Source organism: Photobacterium rosenbergii (assembly GCF_033022775.1).
Classification (GTDB): domain Bacteria; phylum Pseudomonadota; class Gammaproteobacteria; order Enterobacterales; family Vibrionaceae; genus Photobacterium; species Photobacterium rosenbergii_A.
Map to the genome: position 1 here is coordinate 328,237 of NZ_JAWJZI010000003.1, position 24,304 is coordinate 352,540.

Sequence of the window (24,304 nt, forward strand, 5' to 3'; positions counted from 1 at the left end):
GATTATGCTTCCTCTACCAAGTGCTGACATTCAGCCATCAAATCCGTGATCACCACACCGGCGATATATCGCTTGTACTCCACACTGCCGCGAATATCGGCTTCCGGATAGATCGCATCAGCCACCGCTTGCTCCAGCAGCTCCCCTTTCAGATCTTGTGCTTCCACATCTCGCAGGCGAACCGGGCGGGCTGCGCCGTCATGCAAAGGAGACACACCATCAAGGGCAATCACCTTGTTGCCTTGCTTATCGATAGATACCGCCGCAGTCACAATGGCTAACCCTGCTGCCGAGCGGGCAATGTTGTAACCGATACAAGTTAGGTTTCTGTCTGGAATAATGATGGTTGCAATGAGCTCGCGCTCTTCGCTATTGATGTAATCTTCTACATCCACTTCCAAGCCATTTGCCAGCTTCAGTTTCGCCCTGAGTGCAATCAAGCTAGGAACAAGCAGAGCTTCTGGTTGGCGTGCCGCAATCTCACCACCCAAGGTGGCCTGGTTACGGACGTGACGGGAATAGATAAAGGCCGCAGACTGTTTCAACGCCACTGGCACCAGCTCGTGGTCAATCAATTGCTGGATACGGCACATCGCACCAATGTGTAGGCTGTCGCCTTGCTGCTCAACCTTGGAAAGGTTCAGCTTACCCAGAGAGATAGCAACCGTTTTATCCGTTTTAGTTGGCGCTGCATTGATTTTGGATCCGCCTGCAAACCAGATGGCATCACTGCCATGCTGCTGCTTGAATTCAAGTGCCTGAGCAGGGGTATCAGGCGTTAGATATTGTTCAATCATGTTAATTGCCTTTTCGCATTCTCATTGTTATTCCTGCATCATGCGTTCGGCCGAGAGGCTTTTACGGAACGTTATTGATGTCTTGAATATCTAAAAGGCAACAAACACGCCAAACTGCTGAAACAGGTCAGCTGAGACAAGGATTCGTGAGCACAGTCCGAAATTTCAGTAAAAATGCGATCAGCGTCGGGACACATGTCACTTTTTTCAAACCGGATAAATATCTAGGTTATCAAATAGATAATAACGGTTATCACTAAGTAGAAAGGAGATATCAAAATAATATCAGGGGGCTATCAATATGATATTGGCAAGCGAGAGAGATACTTTGAATCAATACACTGGATTAACACAGGGAGAGACCTCAACCTCTCCCCGTGAATCATCAGAATATAATGTTATTCAGAAATAACTCGTGGATGATTTAAGAGTGTTTCGTTGTATGCTGACTCACTTTCTCCGAATCAATGGCTAACTCATCCTCTTGCTCAACCCGATAGTCTGCAATAGGCTGAGTGTTTGGATACAGATAGCTAAACAAGAAATACCCAACCGCACTGAGTAGCAAGCCAAGGAAGATACCATCTAATCCAAAGAAATTTACCCACTCATATTTCACGGCCAGAATACCCAGAGTACCAAGCAGTAGTGATACCCATGTCCCCTGTTTACTGCCTTTCTGATAGTAATGACCCAACAAGTAAGGGACTAATGTCCCCCCAGCGCGAAGACTGAACGAGAACATCAATATTGAAATAATGGCACCGGTATTGAGCACTGCTACGGCAATAGAGAAAATCCCAATCGCCAATATGGTTAATCGAGCCACTTTCAGCAGCGTCGCCTGATCAGCATCAGGATTGACGTAGACCTTGTAAATATCATTGGCAAAGATAGAACCTGCCCCCAGCAAGTCAGACGAAGCTGACGACATGGTTGCAGATGAAATACCTGCAAATAACAATCCAACCAAAACCGGCGGCATCACTTGTACAGCCAATGTCGGAAGCGCGTAACGGGCACCATTCTCAACAATGGCCGATCCGTCAATCATCCCCAGATCGACCATAGTACGCGCGATGATCCCAAGCGCAGCAGGGATCATCGCGAAGGCAAAAAACACCAATGCTGTGAGCAAGCTGCCCACCAATGCCGTCCGGCCATTTTTCGCTGCATACAAACGTTGGGTGACTTCCTGGCCACAAATAAAAGATGCGGCGTAGATTAATATGAGACTAACAATGGTGGGCACACCAATCCCTTGGGTAAAGGACAACCTCTCGGAACTGGTATTCGCAACGACGACATCCCAACCGCCTACGAGATCCAAAGAGAAAGGCACGACAGCCAGCATACCGAATACAATCATCAGCATCTGGGTAAAATCGGTTAACGACACCGACCACAACCCGCCGAGCATGGAATAGATGATCACAACGCAAGAGATAACGATAACAGATGTTGTGTAATCCCAATCCATGATGACCGACAGGATAACCCCCGACGCAATAAACTGCACTGCAGTTAAGCCAATCAAGGGGAGTATCATTATTACCGAAGTAAAAAGGGCCGACGGCTTGTCATACCGCTTTCGGAAAAACTCTGGAATGGTTTTGACCATCGCCCGCCTGAGCATTGGTGCCACCAGCGCGATGATAGTAAAGGTGACCCCCATCGTCGCGACATACCACAACGCAGAGAAGCCCCAGTCACCATAGGCCTTTTCGACCACCCCTAATGACGAGCCACCGCCGATCTCAGTCGCAGCCAGTGTGCCTGCAATGAGAAAAGGTCCGAGCCTTCTGCCTGCGACGAGAAAGTCCTCCGAGTCGCCAATCTTCTTCGATGAATAAATGCCTATTCCAATAAGAAAAAACAAATAGCCCACAACAATCATTAACACTACTGTATTACCTGCCATAAAAGTACTCCTTACTTTATGAAGCAACAGAACGATTAATTACTACCTGTAAAGCGTTTCAGTACACCCTCTCATAGCAAGTTCTATTCCGATAAAATAAAGATGGCAACGATTACATTTTTATAAATATTCTCGGCATATTACTGGCGCTAAATGCCGAAAAGTCATTTGTAGTCAAGAGAAAATTCTTTCAGAAAAGTGCTTGTACTGTTCTCGTTAATCGCGTAATTGACAGCACTATCATATTGATAACTGGGGGCATAGCCAGGCTGCAAACTGTTGTTAAAGCATTTTTATGGACACGAAGTCCGATTAAGGCACATGATTCAACCTGGTAACCCGTCAGTAATCAACTTTACAATTAGTGCTAATACATTTGTGGGAAAGGAAAGCCAGAAATTAAGTTCATCCAACACGCATAAATATTCAAAAAATAGCAAGTCATGCCTGATAATAAGTTTTGCTAACTGTTTAAAATTAGCAATAACCTTATTAACAATAATATTTTCCCAATTCTGTTTATAAAGCGATCTTTATACCAAACACAGCCATTCCCAAAACAAAACAATTGATACAAAACCATTCACTGGCAAAATACCGCTTTTAGCACCAACCAACAATTACCCTATTAATCATATACTTAATAGGGTTTATTTCATTAACCAGAAGAAAAATACAATGAATAAATTACTACTTAGTCTGTTATTGCCTTTAGCAACATACGTTTCAGATACCGCCGCTACAGAAACAGCTTATTCTCAGACAGCTGCTTCAGAAGCCGTTACCCCCGAGGCCATTACTTCATTTCAGGTCAGCAGTGTTCAGTCTAACCAAACTTATACCTATGTCCGCTGCTGGTACCGCCCTCACTATAATCATGACGACCCGGCAACTACCTGGGAGTGGGCACTGGACGAAAACGGTGACTACTTCACTCTAGACGGGTATTGGTGGTCATCGGTGTCATATAAAAATATGTTCTACACCGATGCTAACCAAGAGAAAATTATCGAGCGCTGTAAGGCAACACTTGGCGTTGAGCATGAAACCGCAGATATCAGCTACTATGCTGCTGATAACCGGCTGTCTTTTAACCATTCCATTTGGTTCAATGATCCTGTCTTCCAGCCGGGTACCATCAACAAAATGGTTGCCTTTGGTGACAGCCTGTCTGATACCGGCAATATATTTAACGCTTCACAATGGCTATTCCCCAACCCTAATTCTTGGTTTTTGGGTCGTTTTTCCAATGGGTTAGTTTGGACAGAATACCTAGCCCGAGACAAAAACATTCCGATTTATAACTGGGCTGTCGGTGGCGCAGCGGGTACCAATCAGTATATAGCCCTGACCGGTGTTTACGATCAGGTCACCTCTTACCTGACCTATATGAAAATGGCGCAGAACTATCAGCCTGAGCGTACCCTATTTACGTTAGAGTTCGGCCTGAACGACTTCATGAACTACAACCGTGAAGTATCAGAAGTCAAAGCAGACTTCAGTAGCGCGCTTATTCGCCTGACAGACGCTGGTGCACACAATATCATGTTGTTTACCCTACCGGATGCCACAAAGGCTCCGCAGTTTAAATACTCGACTCAAGATGAAATTGAGAAAGTCCGGACTAAAATTCAACTATTCAATGTCTATATCCGCGAACAGGCTCAGTTCTATCAAGATAAAGGAATCAACGTCGCGCTGGTCGATGCCGCACAGATGTTTGACGATATAACCACAGCGCCAAAAGCCCATGGTTTTGAGAATGCCAAAGATGCATGCCTTAATATCAATCGCAGCAGTGCGATGGATTACCTTTACAGCCACAGCCTAACCAATGATTGTGCCTATCATGGCTCTGACAAGTATGTGTTCTGGGGCGTCACCCATCCAACCACGGCAACGCACAAATACATCGCTGACAAGATCCTGGCTGGGATTATCAATCAGTACGATTTTTAACTTCGGTTTTCAATACGAATGTAAACTAGAAGTTAGCTATCTAAATGACAAGTCAAAAGCCACCTTCTAAATAAGAAGGTGGCTTTGCATAAGCCTTAACTTTTTCTGCTAACCCTGTATGACTACTTGGCAGCGAGAAACTCTTTTGCCTGCTGCAACCGCAGCCTATCGGCATCCCCTTCTCCGGCGACATCAACCAGCATTTGATAATATTGCTCAGCCTTGTCTTTATCTCCAGCCATCTCCGCTGAACGGGCTGCGCCATAGAGGCTGTTAAAGCGATTCTTGCTTCGGATCAAGGCTATGGCATATTCATCCAATGCTTGTTGATACATTTCCATTTCCCAAAGCATGTCGGCCAGCAACTCTCTAGCCGGTATGATTTCGCCCGGCGTCACAGGATGTTTTTCAGTAGTCGCCTCTAGGTCAGCAGCACTTTGCATGGTCTGCAATGCTTGTTCACGATCGCCTTGTTGGAATTGATGCCAGGCCAACGCAGACAGGCGCTGAATTTCAACCTGCTTGCCCCAATAGGCCGAGTTTTGTTCGGCTTGAGCCTTTAGTTCTCCCAGCCTTTTCAACGCATCCTCTGCGCCTTGCTTATCACCCGTTCGGGCAGCACCAAGCGCATTGGCAAAGTGAGTAATCGCCTCCATTGCTGGATAGTTATCCCATGGATAACTGCTGGGAGTTTTAGGCACTAGCTCTGCTGCTGTAGACCATTGCTGTCTTTCTAGTGCATATCGAGCCGGCACAGCGGCCAACGTATAGGCCGAAGCAACATGCGGCTGAATCGGCGAGTCGAGCCCTTGAATAGTTTCGACTACTTCCAGTGCTTTCGCGTCCTGTGCCTGTTGCAGGTATGAATACGCCAAGTAATCAAATGCATGGAGGTAATGAAGGGAGAGCTTGTCACCAGCAGGATGTTTCTTGGCAGCTTCGGCCGAGCGGATATTCATGGTGATTGACTCTGGCCATAAGCCAAGCCGGGTCGCTTTTGATAACATCTTCGAACGTTGCCTGAGCACCGACATAGGTCATGTGATGCAGCAAAGCCAACCCTTTTTCCAGCTGAGGCTGGCTGTCCGAATTACAAGAGGTAGGAAACTGAACGGTGCCTAGTTTTTCCTTGTCATCGGAGTGGTTTGCCGCGTGAGCACTCTGGCCAAGGAATGCTGAGCTGATAAATATGGCCGCCATCAATCGCAGGCCATGCCGACTATTCATACTCATATTCTTACTCCAGAACATAGGTAATGGTTTATACCTAAGCTTGATTGAAGAAAGTATAGGTAAAAAACCTACTCGGTGAGGATCCAAAGTACGGGGTAATGTCTTTGCCTGCATCATGGTGTTTTGCATCCCGGCAAACTTCAAGCTTGTTTGGATAGACACATAGGCTACCCATCTTCACTAACACGCTTTTGTCGGATAGGCGGCACCTGTTGCCAGGTGCCTCCCTCCTCAGAACCGTACGTGCAACTTTCACTGCATACGGCTCAAGCCTCCACAAAGGCACCGTTAAGCACCCAGTAATTAAATTACCTTTGCGATACACACTTAAAGCTTTAAAACTGCCCCAATGGTGACTCAGTGAATAAGAAACCACGGTTCGTTGTCAGAAGACGCACTAATTTCATTCGAAATCATCATTTGCTTTTCTCCTTTAATAAAGTTCTTCAAGCTATCTCGCAACGGGAGACCAGTTAGAAGTCAGCTCGCTTTCGCGTCAGGTATAAACCTGTATCCCCTTCATTACAAACGGGCATTCGCTTTCTCTAACCTCCTTTACCTGCATACCTATCGGCAACCCTCACAGGCTGCTTTCCCATAGGGAGGTATACAGGCTTACCCTGTTCCGTATGTTGCGTAAAATGTCAACTTAGATGCCCACTATAGTGCAAAGAGTACGCTGATCACGCAAGAGTAATGTCCAATCTCTTTCCGACTCTCGTTGCCATTTTGGCTACAGCGTATTAACCACTTCCGCTGCTTCATCGTATAACGCACCTTACATGGATTCACATTACATTCATCATATTGACTCCCTAGCACTCACCCGAGTTGTGGTTCTCAGGAGGAACATCTTCTCACGATTCCGTTCCCACTCAGCTTACCGCCTGAGTTTCGTTACATTGTCGGTTCCGCTGCTTTATTCAGGAACCTAGGGTCATCTGGTGATACAGATGGTTCACTCTCATCGTGGTGAACAACGCTTCATACGACTTCAGGTCGCACGGACATAATCGTGTTAGATCTTTTGCTCTAAATCGAGCATGATGGATAAGGAATAGTATTGCAAACTGGGATATTCTCCTTTTTGTACCAACACGATAAGGCTCGCTTCACGCACTTGACTCTTTGCGTTACCAGTCGATAGTATCCGACTTTTAGTATTTAAATTTATTAAGTATTCGTATGACTAATAAGAAAGTTCATTGGGGTATTGCAGGGTTAGGTAAAATCGCCCATCGTTTTGTGACAGATCTTACGCAGCATGTTGAAAATGGAGAGCTATATGCTGTCGCAGCAAGAGACCAGCAGCGAGCCGATATGTTTTCCAATGAATACCACTGTCAACGAAGTTATGGTTCATATCAGGCACTAGCAGAAGATCCAAACGTTGATGTTGTCTACATCGCTACAATTCATCCTTTTCATAAAAGCATGGTTGAGCTGTTTTTAACACACGGTAAACACGTCTTGGTTGAAAAGCCTGCTTTTACCAACATAGAAGACTGGGATGAAATGTCCTCGCTCGCTGAAGAAAAGGGATTACTTTTAGTTGAGGCAATGAAGTCAGTAGCCTTTCCAGCTTATCAAGCATTGCGACAGTTTATTCAAGATAACAATGTGAAAATCGACTCAGTTGAGGCTGCCTTTGGCAACTGGCATGAATTCGATACGAATCAGCAAATATTCAACCCTGATTTATGTGGTGGAGCAACTTTAGATGTTGGCGTGTATGCTTTATGGTTGTACGCCGATTTATGTCAACTCACGAAAACCTCAGTATTAAAACCCTCTGTGAAACATAGCAAAGACAACGCTGAATCTGAAGTGGACGAAAATGTTGAGTTAATTTTTGATGGAGAGATCAAAGGCAAAATTTGCGCCTCTATCACCCGTAACCTAAAGCGTGAAGCCATAATTAAAGGCCCTGAACTTGAAATAACTATCCATGAAAAGTGGTGGAATCCAAAAACCATCGACATTTTATATCAGGGTAGGAAGCAGCAAATTACCACACCAGTGAGAGGTGGGGGATTTGAATACGAGATTGAGCATATTTCTTCACTAATTCTTAATGAGAAATATCAATCTGATGTCATACGTACCGAGACCAGCCGACAAGTCATTTCAATCATGGAAGCTAGTTTAGTGGAAAATGGCTTTCAGCATTTAGTTCGTTCAATGGGTTGAGGTAAGACGACCTCAAGCCCATCATTGATGGCTTATCTCATAGCGAATGGCTATTCATCCCCGTAAGCTCAGTTCAAGGAGACGATTTTGTGCGCTACGGGGAGTAACCAACTAATAAGAGCGACAGTCAAATCTCAGATTAGAGTGATTTGGCATACCTCACCAACATTACCAAATCTAACCCAAATCACTGTTAACACGATATGAATGAGCAAGCACTCTAAATTGGAAAGGGGCATAAATGAGTTGGCTATAGAGATAGTTGAGTCGGCGATGAACAGGAACGTGTTTACAACATTGCGAAACTTTCAAAAGGTAAATTAATTCAAATATAGACAGCTCCGCCAGACAAAAATGTAGATCCGACCATAGTCAAACTGACTATGGCCGCTTACTAGTTACTCAACATTGCCCTTGTAATCTTCGTTATTTAGATTGTTGATATATGTCCAGATCTCAAACTCATCTTGAGACAATTCACTTGGGTCTGGCAGATTATTTCTTTCCTTGTTGATTAGGGTTCATCTGTTTACCGCGATTACCCTGGTTCTGATCGTACTGACGGTTTGTTCCCTTGGTGCCTTTATTTGCGTTTGGGATATTTGACGAATTGTCAGATGGTGTTATTTTTTTAGCCATTTTCTGATTTCCTTAATTAAAACTAGACTTTTGAATTTTCTTGATTGTTCGCTCAAATCCTTGCCTAGTTGTTATCACTTTAGGGTGTAGTCCATCAGAGTTATCCTGCCAAACAAATCGAAGCCCTCTTCCTAATCTGAACCTAATAAAGGTTGGCGAAGAGCGAATCTTCTTCCTGCCTAGACTAAGATAAGAGGCTCCCGAATTAAGTGACCTTTCAATTTCGAAAGCACGCTTAACCTGGCACTGTGGAATGTGAGATTGGAATGTATCAATAAGCTGTTGTGTCGATGTCATTCTTGCACTCCTTGATGAACTGAACACAGAATGATTGAGTGCACTGCACTCACAACAACTAATTTAATAAATCGTCCAAAAATTTATCGAACTCTTTTGCCTCAAGGTATTGCTGAGTTATCAGTGACTGATATTTGGAAAGAATAGGATTTTCAGTTTGAAGTGAAGATGCTGCTTCATAAGCCTTTTCAAGATCGCTATTTAAGTAATATAGCATCATAGTTTCACCATCAGTTAATACAGCACTTTGAGCTAACAGAGCTTGCATAGCACTCGTGACATTACCAATCGATAATTGTGGTAGTTCATAAAATGGATTTGGTAGGCGAGTTTCGGACAACGAAATACTCGACTTCATTGCGTTAATAAGTTGCTCTAGAGCTTCAGATTGGATACTTATACCAATAATGGATTGTCGACCAGCTAAAGTAACGTTTAAAAACTCGGCAGCCTCCATCCGTTTACTTCTATCGGTAAAGATAGCTTTAACGCGTTTACTATCAGCAAAAAAGCCTTGCAGCAACACAGCATTGTGGAACTTGTTTAGGCTCTCGTGTGCTATGAGCAAATGGTTTTTCTTCGAACCAATCCCCATCTGTTCTTTGTTAACGATAAGAAAACCTTTACTTCTTACAAGAGGGTAAACAAGGTCTTTAAATGACTTGTGCTCGGACAGTTCAACAGAAAACAACGCTCTTATCGCGTCAGGAGGCGACAATCCATCATATTTCACAAGACAACCTCAATAACTTACTTTCAGATGGGGGGTTTTCCTCAAGAACGTATTTCGCAATAAATTCCGCTCGCTTAAACCAATCAGATCGACAGTGATATTCACTTTTTGCGTACTGCTCTATCACCCCCAAGCAGTAACCAGCCCTTAAGCTTTCGGATAACGAAGTAGTTTGAGCAGCTAACAGATGCTTTTCATTCTTGGATGAATATATGTTGATTAACTCAGCACAGCCATCTACTAATGAAAGAGGTTTAGCTGAAGTGATTGCTGGTAATAGCAAAAGGCCAAGAGCAAAGATATAGGTATTTTTACGTAGCATTCTAGATATCCGATGTTGTTTGTTTTTGGGGCTCCTGCGAAGTAGCGTTGATCTTGTCGCTACAGTCATCTCCATCTAGAGCTTGAGATTCAAGAACCTTTGTCCTTTTCTTCTTGCTGGGCACAGCTATGTATAGGCTTAAGAGAATACAAGCAAATGCAAACATCTGGCTATAATTTTCGCCGTGAAGAAGTGCCCAGTTTAGATACTCAGTCCCCTCAAGAAAATCAGAGAAAGCAACAACACTGGCAGTCAACCAAGCGAATAATACAAATCTGCCATACCAGATTAACGGCATCGATAGAATATTCCACCAACGCTCACTAGTTTGACGTGTGTAGAAGCGATATCGCCTTAAAAGCACTATAGCTAAGGCTAGAAACACAGCCTCGAGATTTGATATGTCGGACAGGCTCTCTTGATATTCAAAAATATTTATAAGCTCCAACCATAATGATGTCAGAGCCATCCCGACTAGAGTTATGAACAAGCATAAGTTGAGTAGTGTTGCCACAACTCTCCCTACAGCCCAATCCAATTCAAATAACATATGGAAAAGGCCTACCGATTTTTCGGGCTCATTGATTCCCACTTCCCGTTTCTGTTCTACGTTTGATCTATCCATGATTCAGAGAGAAAGAAGTAAATTTGATATTCCATCAGTTTAACAAGCACACATAATGAATGTAACGGGTTTTCTATTACTTTCAGTAAGTTTCGACAGCTTTTAGGCCGGTGCAACTATTAGGTACTCTACCGGCACAACAATGAACAGAAATGATTTAACAATTGAGTACCTTGTTAAATCGAGTATAGATAATTTCATGTGATGAATGGAGGTATCACATCTTATCGTAAGTCATGCTGATTATTTGTTCACTTCTTTCGCGTCTAGATACTCTTGGTATTTCTTAGAAAACCACTGATGTAAGTGCAGACCTGTGTTTTTCCTTATCAAGTACGCGATGAATGCCAAGACCAACATACCAATAACTGTTCCCATGATACCCACCTACTTAAACATAAAAAACCAATTAAACAGCATCTTAAGCAGTAAATATGAATCGTGATATTTACTGCAGTTATAGTTTCATCTTAACTAAAGTCAGAGATTTTGATAAAGATTTGCTTACTCTGTGATGTTTGTAATCAATCAACATAGCAAACTTTGGGGCAATAATGAGTTTGGAACTCAACCAAAAAAAGGGGCCTAGCGGCCCCAACCAAAAGGTAACAAAAGTAAATACAAGTAAGGGAATAACTTTGTTAGCTTCTTGATAGTTGCTCAAGCCAACGGGTGAGTAGATTAAGCGAGGCTTGCTGGCGGTAGGCGGCAGTTGAGCGCTGATCATCTATCGGGCGGATAATTTCGCGGTAGCAGTCGACGACCTGAGCAACAAAGCCCGGCTTGGCTAGCGTTTCCAAAGATTGCCCGATAACCAAGGATTCCAGCTCGCGGCTACGGACCACCGTTGGGCCAACGGCACCAAAGGCGACCCGCCAGTCATCGAGCACAGGGACTTTCTTTGGGTAGCGTTTGATACGGGCGAGACCCGCCACTGACAGCTTGCTCAAGGCATTGGCCGCCCGGGTACCAACCTTATGGTAGAACTCTTCAGGCAGGTCATACTGCGGGATCACAATATGGCTGAGCATTTCATCAGGCTTAAGAGCGGTCACCCTAGGCGCCAAGATGAAATCTTCCAATGGCATTTCTCTCTGCCCGCGTATTGATGACAGCACCACACGGGCATCGAGCACATACAAGGCAGGCAAAGAATCAGCGGCTGGCGAGGCATTGCAAATATTGCCAGCTAGCGTGGCACGGTTACGCAGCGCTGGCGCGGCAATTTTGGCAACGCTGTGGCGAAGTACCGAAGGCACCAAAGGGTGCTGTTCGATATCAGCCAACACCACCCCAGCCCCAATGTATAAAGCTTGTTCCTGCTCAGTTGACGCAATGTATTGCAACTCCTCGATAGCGTCGACGAACAACACATCTTGAGCAAACCTTGGGGACATCCCTGCCCTAACGCCATGCTGTACCATCAAGTCCGTGCCACCGGAAAATACTGTCAGCTTACCCATCGACAGGGTATCCAATGCCTGCGCCAACGTATCAGGCCGATAGACATTTACCATAAGCCTTCTCCTTTCTGGGCAGCAATCTTAGCCGCTTCGACTATCATGCCGTAACCCGTACAGCGACATAAGTTGCCGGAAATCGCGGTGCGGATAACCTGCTCGGTTGGGTTAGCGTCGACCTCTAGCAAGGCATAGAGTGCCAGCACCATACCTGGTGTGCAGAACCCGCACTGTACCCCTTTGGCCTCGAGCAACGCGTTGATCACACACTGGCCTTTTTCGGTCTGGCGCAATCCTTCCAAGGTCATCACATCACCGCCCTGTACCTGGCCGATAGGCATCATACAGGCGTTGACCAAACGGTTGTTAAACAGCACAGAGCAAGCTCCGCACTCCCCTTCGCCGCAGCCTTCTTTGGTTGCGTTGTGATTCATGGTTCCGCGCAGGGTATGGAGCAAAGACTGCATCGGATCAACGTCGACAACGACAAGGTGACTGTTGAGATAAAATTCAATCTTCATACTTCGGTGCTCCATTGCCAGGGCCCGATCCATCTAGGCCAGAGCCTTTCAGCTCAGTTGTGCGGCTGGCTAAAGCCTCACATATCTTCTCCGGGGTTGCCGGAATGGATGACAAAGGCACACCAATGGCATTTTCAACCGCTGCGACAAAAGCTGCTGCCCCGCCGTTGTGGGTTAATTCACCACCACCTTTAGCGCCGTTCGGACCATAAGGATAAGGGTTGTCGACAAGATCGCTACCGATCGCCGGTACATCAAGCGCTGTTGGGATCACATAATCTGCCATCGAACGCTGGGCAAACACGCCATCCTGAGTCATTTCCAGCTTCTCGCAGCTACCATACCCTAGCGCCTGTACCAAGCCGCCCTCAATTTGGCCCCGGAATATAGTGCTATCGATGGCCTTGCCGATGTCATACACCGCCCAGGCGCCAGTTATTTCCGCCTCACCTGTAGCCATATCGACTTCAACTTCGACCACGTTAACGCCATAACTGGTCGCCTGATAGGCATTGCCCTGGTAGGTATTTTGATCCCATTGGTGATAGTCAGGTTTGCAGTAAACCTCTTCCAACACCTGTTTTTCACCGGCAATCCATGATTTTTTCAGCTTTTTCGCTGCCTTTTCGAGGATATAACCAACGATCAAAATCGAACGAGAAGCAACTGTAGGGCCAGAGTCTGGCACAATCCCGGTATCTGGCACGGCTATCTGGATATCATCCAGCGGCTTTTCAAGGGTATCTGCCACAATCTTGCGGAACGTCAGGCTCAAACCTTGGCCAATATCGGTGTTGGAGGCCAAGATCTGGACCTTATCTTCAGCATCCTTGAGCAGTTTTACCTTGGCCCTGACAAGGGTATCTTCCAAGTCTCCGGCAAAGCCACAGCCATGCTGGAATACCGCAAAGCCGATACCTTTTTGTTTGCCCAAACCCTCAGATTGGCTTTGATTTTGATTAAAGCCTTGTTTTTGGTCAGGCTGGTTAAATTCAGCGAATTTACGTTGATAGTCCGACATATCCAGCACTTTTTGCAGCATCTCGTCGAGAACCAAATCACCGAAAATTTCCGCTCCGGTCAAAGAGTGGGAATCAGAGGTCAAGAAGTGCTGCTGCTTGAACGCAACCGGATCGACACCCAATTTCTTGGCCACATGGTGGATATGGGTCTCCATACAGAAACAGTTCTGCGGCGAGCCAAAGCCACGGAATGCGCCAGTCGGCACCGTATTGGTCGCCCACGCATGGCCTTCCACCCTGACGTTAGGAATGTCGTACACATTGGTGGCAGTGGTGATAGAGCGCTGCAGCACAATACCGGATAGACTCAGGTAGGCACCAGCGTTGACATCGAACTTGATATCCATGGCAACTATCTTGCCATCGGCATCGACACCGGTTTTATAGTGAAAAGTGACAGGGTGACGCTTTGAGGTAGTCGCGATATCTTCCCCGCGCTCGAAAATGATCCTGATTGGCTGTTGTAGCTTCTCAACAGCAACTGCCAAAGGTGCTGCCAGCACATCAGGAAAGTCTTCCTTACCGCCGAATCCGCCGCCGGTAGGACACTGAATCGCCCTAACATTGTCGTGGCCTAGCACAACAGCCATGGTGTGGTGGACATACCATGGGCATTGCATCGAGCCTTCCAGCACTATTTTCCCATCTAGTGGGTAGCAAACTGCACCTTGGGTCTCGAGGTAGATATGCTCTTGATAGCCGGTTGAGCAAGTCTCTTCGATAATGGTGACTGCCGTGGCAAAACCTGCGTCGATATCCCCTTTGTGCAGCATATGGGTATCAAGCACGTTGTCATCGGCATGGATCGCGCCGTCTTTCAGCGCTTTGGATTGTTCAATCGTATAGGCAGGTTCCAGTGGCGTGTATTCGATGGCGATCTCGCCTAGCAGTTCGTCAACGACATCAGGATCAGGCCCGACAACCAAGAAGATCACCTGACCAACAAACCGTACTTCTTGCTCGGCGAAGGCTGGCCAGTCGATCTCAACGATAGGCAAAACATTTTGTCCGGGGACGTCATCTGCGCCGAAAATATGGTAGCCGTCAGGCAAGGTTGGAAGTGTTACCGATTTGATCCGCCCGCGAGGGCAAGAAGAGCGGTAAAACCGCCCTTCCAATAGTCCCTCGTAATGGCGATCGGCAATATATTTCGCAGCTCCTGTGGCTTCCTCCCACTTAAAGTGCGTATTTACCGTATCCATAACGGGATCTCACATTAGTCCAACTTATCCATGGTTTGCCATAAACGCATCGCCACCTTACGTGCCTCTGCGTAAATTGGTGCCACATCGAATGGGAACTCACGGTTTTCGTAAACGAAGCGACCTTCAACCACTACGCTGTTGACGTTACCGGCATTGAAACCAAAGGCGATATGGCCTGCTAGGTTATCTGCCACCAGCGGTGTCGGGCTGGTGTAATCCAGTATGGTCAAGTCAGCCTTGTTACCGGCGTCTAGGCGACCGAATTTCGCGCCGAAGTTACGGGCAAGAATTTCGTTACCGTTCCACAGGTGGCGCAGGAAGCTGTCTGGCCACAATGGACCGCCCGCATCCCGATGCTTGAAGAACGCGAACTTGAGCTCTTCGAACATGTCTGCGCCAATACCATCCGTACCCAAAGCCACGTTCTGGAAGCGGGTCAGCTTGTCGTTGTAGCCAACGTTGTTGTTCATATTCGAACGGGCATTGTGGACCAAGAAACCATTTTTGGCATTCAGGATGGCGATATCCTTTTCCGATAGGAACAAGCCGTGTGCCAACAGGGTTTTCTCGTTGATCAAGCCGAAGCTGTCCAAGCGCTCAACAATGTCCTGGCTGTAGTGATGGTGACTATGAGTGACATCGTAGCGATCTTCGGCTACATGAACATGGATCCCGCGTCCGGTTGCCTGTACTGCTTCAGCCATCATCGACAGCCCGTCATTGGTCACCGTAAACGGTGCGTGGGCACCGATATGGGCTTCTACCAAGTAAGGCTCTTCGCCGTTTTCCTTGGCACGGTCGATCAACTGGGCAAACGCAATGTTCTCTTCGACGCCTGCTACCATCTCTTTCATACCGTGGTTACGGTCCGTGGTCTCGAAACAGGTCATGCCGCGCAGGCCTGCTTTGAGGAACCCTTTGCGCAATGTATTGAGCGAACCGGCGATATAATTCGGCGAAGCATGGTGGTCAATCACCGACGAGCAACCGCACTTGATAGCTTCGAGCGAGCAGATCAAACCGCTGTAGTACAAGGCTTCTTCGTCCAGCGCCCTGTCCATCCGCCACCACAGGTTCTTCAGTATCGAGATGAAGTCAGGACTTGGCTTGATATCAGCCATGATCCCGCGCGCCAGCCCGGAGTAGAAGTGGTTGTGAGAGCAGACAATACCCGGCATCACCATTTTGCCCTTCATGTCTTTGACTTGGGCATCTGGGTAGTTGGCGACCAAATTGGCACCAACTTCCTTGATTTTGTCGCCATCGATAACAATATCGACGCCTTCTTTGATCAGTGCAGGCTCAAACTGCACGGCTGTTGCGTTTCTGAGTACTAACATTCCCTGGCTCCTCACTAAACTTCTACTTTGCCAAGCAGGTAGCTGTGGTTAGCCATGACATAGTTGATAATCGTCGCTTCATCAGCGAGCGACTCTGGCATGTCCACATTGCCCTGCTCATTAATACGGAAGGAATAAATCTCACTTTGACTGCGTACCAGCACTTCATCACCTTCAACGAAGAAACCGGCATTGGTGCTGTTGGTAAAGTCTTCACGCAGATTGAACAGCGTGAACTTATCTTTGTACGGCTTGCTATCCCATGGGCAGAACTGCGCACAGTTGCCACACTCGTTACAGTACGCATCGAGGTGTAGCGTCTGGAACTGGTCGCGGAAGCCCGGAATTGGCAACGAAATATTGGCACGGTTCGGACACACATCCACACACTTGCTACAGATGTAAGAACACTCCAGACAGCGTTTTGCTTCTTGCTCGATGAACTCCTCGCGGTCTGCTTCTTCCAGCTTGTTGGCTTCAATCAGCTTGACCTGAATATCACCCTTACGGGCATATACCGCTTCGACTTTCACATCGGATTTGGCTTCAAGCTGCTCATCAGCCTGAGCTTCACGGGCCAAGATAGTGGTTGCCGCCTTACGGCCTCCTGAAATGGCCGATACGATTGATGATGGACCCGTGTGGGCATCACCCATCAAGAACACATTCTCAACCGCCGTCTCGCAGCTTTCACGGTCAACAACCGGCCAGCCATCTTCACCCATTGGGATCCCCATACGGGACAAGACATCGCAGTTGGACTGCTCACCGACAGCCGTGATCAAGGCATCAACCTGGAGATCAACAGTCATATCTGTTGCAACTGGACGGCGACGGCCTTTCTCATCCGGTTCACCCAACTCCATCACACGAGCGGTCAGCTTGCCATCAGCATCGAACTGCTCTGGGTTGGTCAGGAACATGAACTGCACGCCATCTTCCACCGCTTCTTCGTACTCTTCCTTGTAGGCTGGCATTTCTGCGATAGTACGGCGGTACAGGATGGTGACCTTCTCAACGCCATCGACTTTCAATGCGGCACGGGCGCTGTCCATTGCGGTGTTACCGGCACCGACAACCACAACATGCTTGCCGAGCTTGAGCTCTTCGCCATCATTGAAGCTGCGTAGGAATTCTAGTGACTTGTAGATATTGGTGTTATCACCCGCAAGAGAAATCGGATTGCCCTTGTCAGCACCTATACCCAAACAGACATACTTGAAGCCGCTCTGCTTAAGCACATCGACGGTGAGGTCTGGGTTACAGCCGTATTCGATATTCACGCCATGATCGGTGACAAACTGGATGTCGTGCTCAATCGCTTCGGCAGGAATACGGAACTGAGGAATAATGTTCTTCACTACCCCACCAGCGTTTTTCTCTTTCTCAAACACGGTCACAGGGTGACCGGCACGTGCCATGAAGTAAGCAGCAGATAAACCGGCAGGACCTGCACCAATTACCGCCACAGGGTGCTTGGCAGTGTCTAGGCTTGGCTCATGCCACTTGGCTTTGTACTCATCCCAACCTTTGGCGAGGGCGATTTTCTTCATTTCACGGATATTCAACGCACCTTCGTAGTCACGACGAGTACAGTTGTACTGGCACTGGTGATCACAAATATGGCCGGTGATTGAAGGCAAGGCATTACGTGCATAAATCACTTCCAGCGCTTCGGTGTACTTGTGCTCGCCCATCAGGCGAATGTACTCAGGAATATCCTGGCTGATAGGACAAGCCGTGACACAAGGGGCAACGTAACAGTCTGTCAGCGGTACTGCTTTTTTCACGCTGATTTCTTCTGGGCCACGCCACTCTTTCTGGACGTAGTCGGCATCAAGTGACTTCGCAGCTAGCGCTTCTAGCTTAACCAAATCCACTTTGCCCATACCCCACTCATCGCTGCCTTCTAGCTCTTTGGCGCAATCTGACAGGCGAAGGTAACCACCAGGCTTGAGCAAATCCGTTGCCATGGTGATAGGACGGATACCCGCCTCGAAGATCTCTTTGATATTGAATTTGCTCGCACCGCCCGAGTAAGAGATAGGCAAGGTGCCGTTGAATTCGCGAGAGAGCTCCAGCGCGACATTAATTGATAGCGGGAACAGAGCACGGCCAGACATGTACATTTCTTTGTCTGGCAAACGGCCTTTCTTGTTGATAGTCCCCAAGGTGTTGGTCAGCTTGACACCGAAGCCAATGCCCTTTTCTTTACCCAAATCAACCAAGCGGTGCAACATAGCTTTGGCATCATTGATTTGCAGGTCGTGGCTGAAGGACTCTTCGCTCAATGCCACATAGTCAAAACCTGCATTGTCGAGGATGCCGCGTACCCGCTCGAAGCCCAATAGGGTTGGGTTCAATTTAACGAAGGTATTGATACCCTTGTCTTCAATCATGTAACGACAGATAGCTTCAATTTCATGAGGAGGACAACCGTGCATGGTTGAAAGGGTGACACCTCGGGTAAGCTGGGCTGGGATCTCGTCGACCAACGCATTCAGGCGATCGATTCTATCCTCTAGCTTGTATTCACGAATGAATTCAGGATCCTGGATAAAGGCTTTCAGCTCGCTGATGTAGGCGTGGAAACTTGGGTGCTCGCTGGAATCGAGCATATCGTGAATGTATTTCTGCATCGGCGGGGTTTGGATCCCGGACAGATCGTAACCGACACTCATGTTAAAGATGAAAGACTTGGCTTCGCCATCGGTTCTTGGCGCGAACACTTCTTCTAGTAGGTGAAGGGCAATCCACGCCTTGAGGTATTCGTCGTAGGCTTTAAGCAGGGTGAATTCTGTCGACCATTCGGTGTTGAAACACTCATCTTCAGCATCGATACACGGTTTGGCGATCTCCAACTGATCAAGCTTCTGGACTGTTTTTAGCTCCATGAAGCGGCCACCAGCGAGCCAAGAGGTAATGATGTTCTGAGCTAACTGGGTATGTGGACCAGCCGCAGGACCAACAGGGGTTTCACAATACTCTCCCCAAACCGCCAGTGATTCTTTGCTCGCTTTGCGGTAGAACTGCTTCTCTGGAATACCGAAGATAGATTTGCTCTGCTTGTATTCACTAAACATTCGGTTAAGTAGCTCACCGAACGGAACGGGGCGCATGATATCTCCCATGATAGATCTCCTTGATGCTTTTCTTGTTCTTCTAGGCACATTTATATGCGCAATGTGTAGGGCTAAATAAGCTAAACACATAAGAGCAACTACTGAGCCAAACTTTTTCAGCGCCATCAAAACCGGGCGATTTATTAATGAATTTCGTGAGCAAAGTCGAAAGTTCACTGCATTTTGTGACCGCTGACAAATAGCCGCGTTTATTTAAAACAAGAAAATAGCTGTTAACAAAAAGAATTCATCAAACAATAAAACACCTCAAATGAGGATGATTATTGATTAGGGTGGAATTGCTATCATATTAATAAAGAGCTATCAGTTTGATATCAACTATTATGATAGGTATTACCTGCCATGAGAAAATAAACACCTGATAAAAATAAAATGAAAAATGTGAGATAAATGCAATCTCGATATCAGATTGATAATAATCCTATTATCAACTATCAAGTTGATAGCACTATTGTGACACTGCACACAACTCTTCATAAGCTTGTGGTGTGTCGACATCTAAATAAATTTCTTCGCAATCCAACCCCAAATATTTCACCGGATAGCGAAAAATAATCTTCTTCATCGACGAATGAAGATTGGCATTGAGCACCATATTCTTCAGTCGGCAGGGGATCAACACCGGATGCCCGGGCCTTACAGCAGTGCCGGGGAAGACGGTGCAACCGCCCCTTTCAAACCATACCTCACGGAAAATATGCGGCGGAACACAAGGCATGTCTCCATGGATAATGAAGAAAAAATCGCTTTCTACATGCCGGACACCCTGCTGGATAGAGCTGAACATTCCCGCATGATAATCTTCGTTGACCACTATCTTCACTCTTGGATCATTTTTATATTTTTCAATAAGTTCTGCACCACGATAACCAACCACCAAAATTACCCGGCGGCAAAATGAGAGCGCATTTTCGATACTTGCATCAAGGATTGTGTACTGCTGGTAAGGTAGCATGAGTTTCCAGTCCCCCATCCTTGAAGACAAGCCTGCGGCAGGGATTACGCAGTCTAAGCGTTCGGGACGTAACGATTTATCCATCACTGAACATACTCCTTTATTGATAATTATGGTGGTCGTATGGTTAATAACCCACAGACACGATTAATAGAGCAAACTCCAGACCAGTTTATCCTGTCTGAGTTATACCAATACCATTTAACTGCTGAAACTAACCCGTTGTTTATTACTCTAGTCGGTGGTGGAGGAAAAACGTCAGCCGCTTTTTGGTTAGCGAGAAAATTCAAGCAATGGGGCCATGCGGTCTGTCTCACTACCACTACAAAAATGTATTTACCCGATGCAGATCAGGCTGACTATATTCTTCCCCTAGATGCCATGTACTGCAATAAAAAAGAAAATAAAAAAAGAATAAAAGTACGTAATGATGCTTTAACACAAGATGCTTTTTGTTTTTATGATCCCACAATCACTTTTTGCTACAAATCGTTATTAACTGACCATTTGAAAACCACCCGATTGAAAGTATCTGGCTTATCTGAAAAAGAGATAAAAAAACTCGAAAGTGACTTCCCCTTCACAGTTTTTATTATTGAAGGCGACGGCTCGCGTTCATTACCAATAAAAGCCCCTCACGGGCATGAGCCTTGCATTCCGAGTTACTCGGATATGGTGATTGGTGTCACCGGCGCAGAGGCTATCAACCACAAGGCGATTCCCGAACGCATCCACCGCTGGCCGGCTTTTTCAGCCCTTACGCAGTGCCAACCCGGTGATGTGCTTGACGCCGACGTATTAAAACCGCTGATTTCTCACCCGCTGGGGTTATTCAAATCAACCCCAAGGACAGCAAAACAGGTTTGGCTGATAAACAAAATGGATAAAGCCAATGATACCCACGCAGTGAGTCAGATAGCGGAAGAGGTGCTGGTTAACAGCCCACAGCTAGATGCGGTTTGGTTGGCAGAAATGCAGTCGGAAACACCAATCAAAAAAGTCATTTTGAAGGAACAAGTAGCTAATGCCACTGAGTCATGCCACTGAATCATAGCAGCTACCTGGCTTCGTCAGTACAGAGGTCATAGAACATGAATATCTTTGCCAAGGCAGCCCAACTAGAACAAGAGAACGTCCCTTTTGCCCTTGCCAATATAATCGAAACCCGCGGCTCGGCCCCGCGCCATTCAGGCCAGATGATCGTCAAGGCAGATGGCAGCATCATCGGTACCGTGGGTGGCGGCATGATCGAACGGTATGTTATCGAACAAGCCTTGGAAGCCCTGCAAGAAAGAAAACCCCGTGTCGTCAAAGGCCGGATGACCCGCAACGGCCCGGATGCCATGGGCATGGACTGCGGCGGCGCAATGACGGTGTTTGTCGATGTTTATGGCCTACGCCCCAGCCTGATCCTCATCGGTGCTGGACACGTCAACCGCGCCGTTGCCCAGGCAGCCCATGTACTGGGTTTCGATATTTCGGTAGCCGATGCGTATGCCGATAGCCTAGCCGAAGAATACTTCCCATTGGGTACCAAACGCCTGCTCGGCGATACCATGGAAGCAGCCATTGACCAGCTTGATATCAACAAAGACAGCTATGTAGTGATTGCCACCAATCACCAAGATCAGGATGCTATTTCCAAGGTCGTCGATTGCGAAACCCGTTATACCGGCCTGATGGCCAGTCGCCGCAAAGTACAAACTCTGTTTACCCACCTGCGTCAAAGCGGGGTGGATGAGGTAAGGATCCAGAATATCCATTCTCCAATCGGCTTTAATATTGGCGCCGAGACCCCTGAAGAAATCGCTATCAGTATCATGGCGGAGATCCTCAAGGTAAAACATGAATCGGCTGGCGGCCAGATGAAAGACGATACCCGCCTTAACCAGAACAAACTGGTACTGGTTCGTGGTGCTGGGGATATGGCCACCGGTGTTGCTGTCCGCCTGTTCAATGCCGGCTACAAAGTCGTTATGACGGATATTGCCAAGCCCACCATGATCCGCTGCAGCGTATCGTTCGGCCAGTGCCTGTATGGCGAACCCGTTGAAGTGGAAGGGATCACCGCCTGCAAAGCCAACAACAAAGACGAGGTGTTCGACATTATCGACCGCAATCAGATCCCGGTTGTGGTCGATGAAGATTGTAGTTATGCCAGCACGCTGAAGCCAACCTTCCTCGTCGATGCCATTTTGGCCAAGCACAATGTCGGCACCCAGAAAGACATGGCACCGGTCACTATTGCCCTCGGTCCTGGTTTTACCGCAGGCAAAGACTGCGATGCGGTGATCGAAACCAACCGTGGTCACCGTCTGGGCCGAGTCATCTACCAAGGGGCGACGCAACCAAACACCGGGGTACCGGGCAATATTGCCGGCTATACCCACCAGCGGGTACTGCGTGCCCCATGCGCCGGCGTCATGCACAGCCACGTCAAACTGGGCGACATTGTCGCTGAAGGGGATGTAATTGCCCACATCGGTGATAGCCCTGTGGTTGCACCTCTTGGCGGTATGGTACGCGGATTACTGAACAACGGCCTCACCGTTCGAGAAGGCTTCAAGATTGGCGATATCGACCCACGCGGTGAGGAAGCGGACTACACCACGGTGTCTGACAAGGCCCGGGCGATAGGCGGTAGTGTGCTGGAAGCCATGTTACACCTGGAGCAACACAGAGTGAGCTAACCCCAGGCTTCCTTCAACCGCTTCTAATAGGGTAATTCGAAAGCGGTGGCGGGACAGTTACAGTCTGGCTTGAGGGATTCAAGCCAGACAAATTTACCAGCCCAGATTTCCCTCACCGGCATTCGCTGCTGATGAGGCTAATCAACAGGCTGGGTATTACGACAGGAAGAGATCAAATTATGAAAACTAGAGGCTATTTCCATCATTTTGTTACCTCCTTTGTACTGATGTGCGCCGCAGCACTTACTGTCAAAGGGTTCTTCTTACCTGAACACACCGGTTTACTGCTTACCGATACCGGCATCGTCCCAGCCATGTATGTCGAGCCGATTGCGTTCGCCATCCCATTGGCGCTAGGTATCAGTGCCCTCACGGCTTACTTAGGCATTACCACCCTACTTCCTGTTGTTGCAGGCTTCGGTATCCATATTGCCCTGTCGGGACTGGCCCTTTATCAAGGCTTGCACTTTGATTGCGGCTGCTACCTGCCAGGCTCGGTACAATCAGACGTCTACAGCACGTTAGAGCCTCAGTTTCTCATCATGCTGCTGGTGCTTCTCGTTTCAGCCGCGCTTTATTACTTCAACAACTTGGCTAACCACCGCCCAGTCACACCGGCCGTGTGATAGGCGTTATAGCGAATTTTTCATAAGGATACGATCATGATACTAAACAAAGCCGGACGTAGTTTTTGGCTTAACCTATTTATTCTTGCCAGTGCTTTGTTAATCCTGCCGTTCAGTGCCAATGCCGCCCTGTTCGGCGGCAAGTTCAAAGCCGAGGTCGAAACCGAGCAAGTCGCGATCAAGCTCCATAACGATACCCTAGCCGGCGGTTACCAGCTTATCGACACCAACGGGCTCAAGACAATGATCGAGCAAGATAGCGATGTGATGATTGTCGACGCGATGCCGTTCAAAGACAGCTACAAAAAAGAACATATTCCTAGTGCCAAACAGTTCGAGTTCCCTATCCCGGATATGCCTGAATGGGACGCTGCCTTAACCGACCAGCAATCTATCGATGACTTCACCCAACTTCTCGGCGAAGACAAAGATAAAACCCTGGTCTTCTACTGCGGGTTCGTGAAATGCGGCCGTAGCCATAACGCAGCCGCTTGGGCGGTGAAACTGGGTTACACCAACGTCTACCGCTACCCGGGCGGTATCTTTGCCTGGAAAGGTGCGGGGTTTAAAACCAGTTCACTTTAGATCTTTTCACTAGAGCAGCTAACTAAAACTCAGTAACAGCA

The 24,304-nt window shown here is 47.3% G+C and carries 20 protein-coding genes; 6 read left to right on the forward strand and 14 right to left on the reverse strand.

The genetic code is table 11. From position 1 onward, the window contains the following. Positions 1 to 2 precede the first annotated feature (2 nt). Positions 3 to 797 (reverse strand): molybdopterin-dependent oxidoreductase FAD-binding subunit, encoded by a 795-nt coding sequence (gene ygfM, locus R2X38_RS09440; protein ID WP_317521978.1) that lies wholly within the window; start codon positions 795 to 797, stop codon positions 3 to 5. A 424-nt stretch (positions 798 to 1,221) separates the two neighbouring features. Further along, positions 1,222 to 2,718 carry a sodium:solute symporter family protein gene (locus tag R2X38_RS09445; RefSeq protein ID WP_317521979.1) on the reverse strand — a complete coding sequence of 499 codons (1,497 nt, stop codon included), beginning with the start codon at positions 2,716 to 2,718 and terminating at the stop codon, positions 1,222 to 1,224. A gap of 678 nt (positions 2,719 to 3,396) precedes the next feature. Here R2X38_RS09445 and R2X38_RS09450 point away from each other — a divergent pair. Then, a complete protein-coding gene (locus tag R2X38_RS09450; protein ID WP_317521980.1) occupies positions 3,397 to 4,677 on the forward strand; it encodes an SGNH/GDSL hydrolase family protein in 1,281 nt (426 codons plus the stop codon). Positions 4,678 to 4,799: 122 nt separating this feature from the next. On the opposite strand, the gene R2X38_RS09455 is transcribed toward R2X38_RS09450, so the two are convergent. Beyond that, positions 4,800 to 5,636, reverse strand: coding sequence for a hypothetical protein (locus R2X38_RS09455; RefSeq protein WP_317521981.1), 837 nt, complete (start codon positions 5,634 to 5,636; stop codon positions 4,800 to 4,802). Then, a complete protein-coding gene (locus R2X38_RS09460) occupies positions 5,590 to 5,910 on the reverse strand; it encodes a hypothetical protein (protein ID WP_317521982.1) in 321 nt (106 codons plus the stop codon). Before R2X38_RS09460 ends, R2X38_RS09455 begins: the two co-directional genes overlap by 47 nt. Before the next feature lie 1,185 nt (positions 5,911 to 7,095). Here R2X38_RS09460 and R2X38_RS09465 point away from each other — a divergent pair. Beyond that, a complete protein-coding gene (locus tag R2X38_RS09465) occupies positions 7,096 to 8,100 on the forward strand; it encodes a Gfo/Idh/MocA family oxidoreductase (protein WP_317521983.1) in 1,005 nt (334 codons plus the stop codon). A gap of 495 nt (positions 8,101 to 8,595) precedes the next feature. On the opposite strand, the gene R2X38_RS09470 is transcribed toward R2X38_RS09465, so the two are convergent. From R2X38_RS09470 to mocA, 10 genes are all read right to left on the reverse strand, one after another. Further along, positions 8,596 to 8,739, reverse strand: coding sequence for a hypothetical protein (locus tag R2X38_RS09470; protein ID WP_317521984.1), 144 nt, complete (start codon positions 8,737 to 8,739; stop codon positions 8,596 to 8,598). 355 nt (positions 8,740 to 9,094) lie between these two features. Then, a complete protein-coding gene (locus tag R2X38_RS09475) occupies positions 9,095 to 9,769 on the reverse strand; it encodes a hypothetical protein (RefSeq protein WP_317521985.1) in 675 nt (224 codons plus the stop codon). Then, positions 9,759 to 10,091, reverse strand: coding sequence for a hypothetical protein (locus tag R2X38_RS09480; RefSeq protein WP_317521986.1), 333 nt, complete (start codon positions 10,089 to 10,091; stop codon positions 9,759 to 9,761). The genes R2X38_RS09475 and R2X38_RS09480 overlap by 11 nt, the downstream gene beginning before the upstream one ends. 1 nt (position 10,092) lies before the next feature. Beyond that, positions 10,093 to 10,605, reverse strand: coding sequence for a hypothetical protein (locus R2X38_RS09485; RefSeq protein ID WP_317521987.1), 513 nt, complete (start codon positions 10,603 to 10,605; stop codon positions 10,093 to 10,095). Between the two features lie 752 nt (positions 10,606 to 11,357). Beyond that, positions 11,358 to 12,233 carry an FAD binding domain-containing protein gene (locus R2X38_RS09490; RefSeq protein WP_317521988.1) on the reverse strand — a complete coding sequence of 292 codons (876 nt, stop codon included), beginning with the start codon at positions 12,231 to 12,233 and terminating at the stop codon, positions 11,358 to 11,360. Continuing rightward, on the reverse strand, positions 12,227 to 12,697 hold the full coding sequence (locus R2X38_RS09495) for a (2Fe-2S)-binding protein (protein ID WP_317521989.1): 471 nt from the start codon (positions 12,695 to 12,697) through the stop codon (positions 12,227 to 12,229). Before R2X38_RS09495 ends, R2X38_RS09490 begins: the two co-directional genes overlap by 7 nt. Further along, complete coding sequence (locus tag R2X38_RS09500; protein ID WP_317521990.1) at positions 12,687 to 14,921, reverse strand: xanthine dehydrogenase family protein molybdopterin-binding subunit; 2,235 nt, start codon at positions 14,919 to 14,921, stop codon at positions 12,687 to 12,689. The genes R2X38_RS09495 and R2X38_RS09500 overlap by 11 nt, the downstream gene beginning before the upstream one ends. Before the next feature lie 14 nt (positions 14,922 to 14,935). Continuing rightward, positions 14,936 to 16,264 carry a putative aminohydrolase SsnA gene (gene ssnA / locus R2X38_RS09505; protein WP_317521991.1) on the reverse strand — a complete coding sequence of 443 codons (1,329 nt, stop codon included), beginning with the start codon at positions 16,262 to 16,264 and terminating at the stop codon, positions 14,936 to 14,938. A gap of 14 nt (positions 16,265 to 16,278) precedes the next feature. Next, entirely contained in the window at positions 16,279 to 19,395 is a 3,117-nt protein-coding gene (ygfK, locus tag R2X38_RS09510) for a putative selenate reductase subunit YgfK (RefSeq protein WP_317521992.1), read from the reverse strand. Positions 19,396 to 19,855: 460 nt separating this feature from the next. Then, the gene (mocA, locus tag R2X38_RS09515) at positions 19,856 to 20,446 is read right to left on the reverse strand and encodes a molybdenum cofactor cytidylyltransferase (RefSeq protein WP_317521993.1); all 591 of its coding nucleotides are present in this window, start codon (positions 20,444 to 20,446) and stop codon (positions 19,856 to 19,858) included. 39 nt (positions 20,447 to 20,485) lie between these two features. Between mocA and yqeC the strand changes: the two genes are divergently transcribed. The 4 genes from yqeC to R2X38_RS09535 all read left to right on the forward strand — a co-directional run bounded on the left by yqeC (position 20,486) and on the right by R2X38_RS09535 (position 24,263). Next, positions 20,486 to 21,409: a selenium cofactor biosynthesis protein YqeC gene (yqeC, locus tag R2X38_RS09520; protein ID WP_317521994.1), complete on the forward strand. Its 924-nt coding sequence runs from the start codon at positions 20,486 to 20,488 to the stop codon at positions 21,407 to 21,409. A gap of 44 nt (positions 21,410 to 21,453) precedes the next feature. Further along, positions 21,454 to 23,052, forward strand: coding sequence for a selenium-dependent molybdenum cofactor biosynthesis protein YqeB (gene yqeB / locus R2X38_RS09525; protein WP_317521995.1), 1,599 nt, complete (start codon positions 21,454 to 21,456; stop codon positions 23,050 to 23,052). Between the two features lie 179 nt (positions 23,053 to 23,231). Further along, entirely contained in the window at positions 23,232 to 23,678 is a 447-nt protein-coding gene (locus R2X38_RS09530; protein WP_317521996.1) for a MauE/DoxX family redox-associated membrane protein, read from the forward strand. A 36-nt stretch (positions 23,679 to 23,714) separates the two neighbouring features. Beyond that, positions 23,715 to 24,263, forward strand: coding sequence for a rhodanese-like domain-containing protein (locus R2X38_RS09535; RefSeq protein ID WP_317521997.1), 549 nt, complete (start codon positions 23,715 to 23,717; stop codon positions 24,261 to 24,263). Positions 24,264 to 24,304: the final 41 nt, after the last annotated feature.

Bases quoted from the DNA above. Each gene is read 5' to 3' on its own strand.
- R2X38_RS09535 (WP_317521997.1), top strand. From the start codon at position 23,715: ATGATACTAAACAAAGCCGGACGTAGTTTTTGGCTTAACCTATTTATT.
- R2X38_RS09490 (WP_317521988.1), bottom strand. From the start codon at position 12,233: ATGGTAAATGTCTATCGGCCTGATACGTTGGCGCAGGCATTGGATACC.
- yqeC (WP_317521994.1), top strand. From the start codon at position 20,486: ATGGTTAATAACCCACAGACACGATTAATAGAGCAAACTCCAGACCAG.
- ssnA (WP_317521991.1), bottom strand. From the start codon at position 16,264: ATGTTAGTACTCAGAAACGCAACAGCCGTGCAGTTTGAGCCTGCACTG.
- R2X38_RS09455 (WP_317521981.1), bottom strand. From the start codon at position 5,636: ATGAATATCCGCTCGGCCGAAGCTGCCAAGAAACATCCTGCTGGTGAC.
- R2X38_RS09445 (WP_317521979.1), bottom strand. From the start codon at position 2,718: ATGGCAGGTAATACAGTAGTGTTAATGATTGTTGTGGGCTATTTGTTT.
- ygfM (WP_317521978.1), bottom strand. From the start codon at position 797: ATGATTGAACAATATCTAACGCCTGATACCCCTGCTCAGGCACTTGAA.
- R2X38_RS09450 (WP_317521980.1), top strand. From the start codon at position 3,397: ATGAATAAATTACTACTTAGTCTGTTATTGCCTTTAGCAACATACGTT.
- R2X38_RS09480 (WP_317521986.1), bottom strand. From the start codon at position 10,091: ATGCTACGTAAAAATACCTATATCTTTGCTCTTGGCCTTTTGCTATTA.
- R2X38_RS09470 (WP_317521984.1), bottom strand. From the start codon at position 8,739: ATGGCTAAAAAAATAACACCATCTGACAATTCGTCAAATATCCCAAAC.
- R2X38_RS09460 (WP_317521982.1), bottom strand. From the start codon at position 5,910: ATGAGTATGAATAGTCGGCATGGCCTGCGATTGATGGCGGCCATATTT.
- R2X38_RS09495 (WP_317521989.1), bottom strand. From the start codon at position 12,697: ATGAAGATTGAATTTTATCTCAACAGTCACCTTGTCGTTGTCGACGTT.
- R2X38_RS09500 (WP_317521990.1), bottom strand. From the start codon at position 14,921: ATGGATACGGTAAATACGCACTTTAAGTGGGAGGAAGCCACAGGAGCT.
- yqeB (WP_317521995.1), top strand. From the start codon at position 21,454: ATGAATATCTTTGCCAAGGCAGCCCAACTAGAACAAGAGAACGTCCCT.
- R2X38_RS09530 (WP_317521996.1), top strand. From the start codon at position 23,232: ATGAAAACTAGAGGCTATTTCCATCATTTTGTTACCTCCTTTGTACTG.
- R2X38_RS09465 (WP_317521983.1), top strand. From the start codon at position 7,096: ATGACTAATAAGAAAGTTCATTGGGGTATTGCAGGGTTAGGTAAAATC.
- mocA (WP_317521993.1), bottom strand. From the start codon at position 20,446: ATGGATAAATCGTTACGTCCCGAACGCTTAGACTGCGTAATCCCTGCC.
- ygfK (WP_317521992.1), bottom strand. From the start codon at position 19,395: ATGGGAGATATCATGCGCCCCGTTCCGTTCGGTGAGCTACTTAACCGA.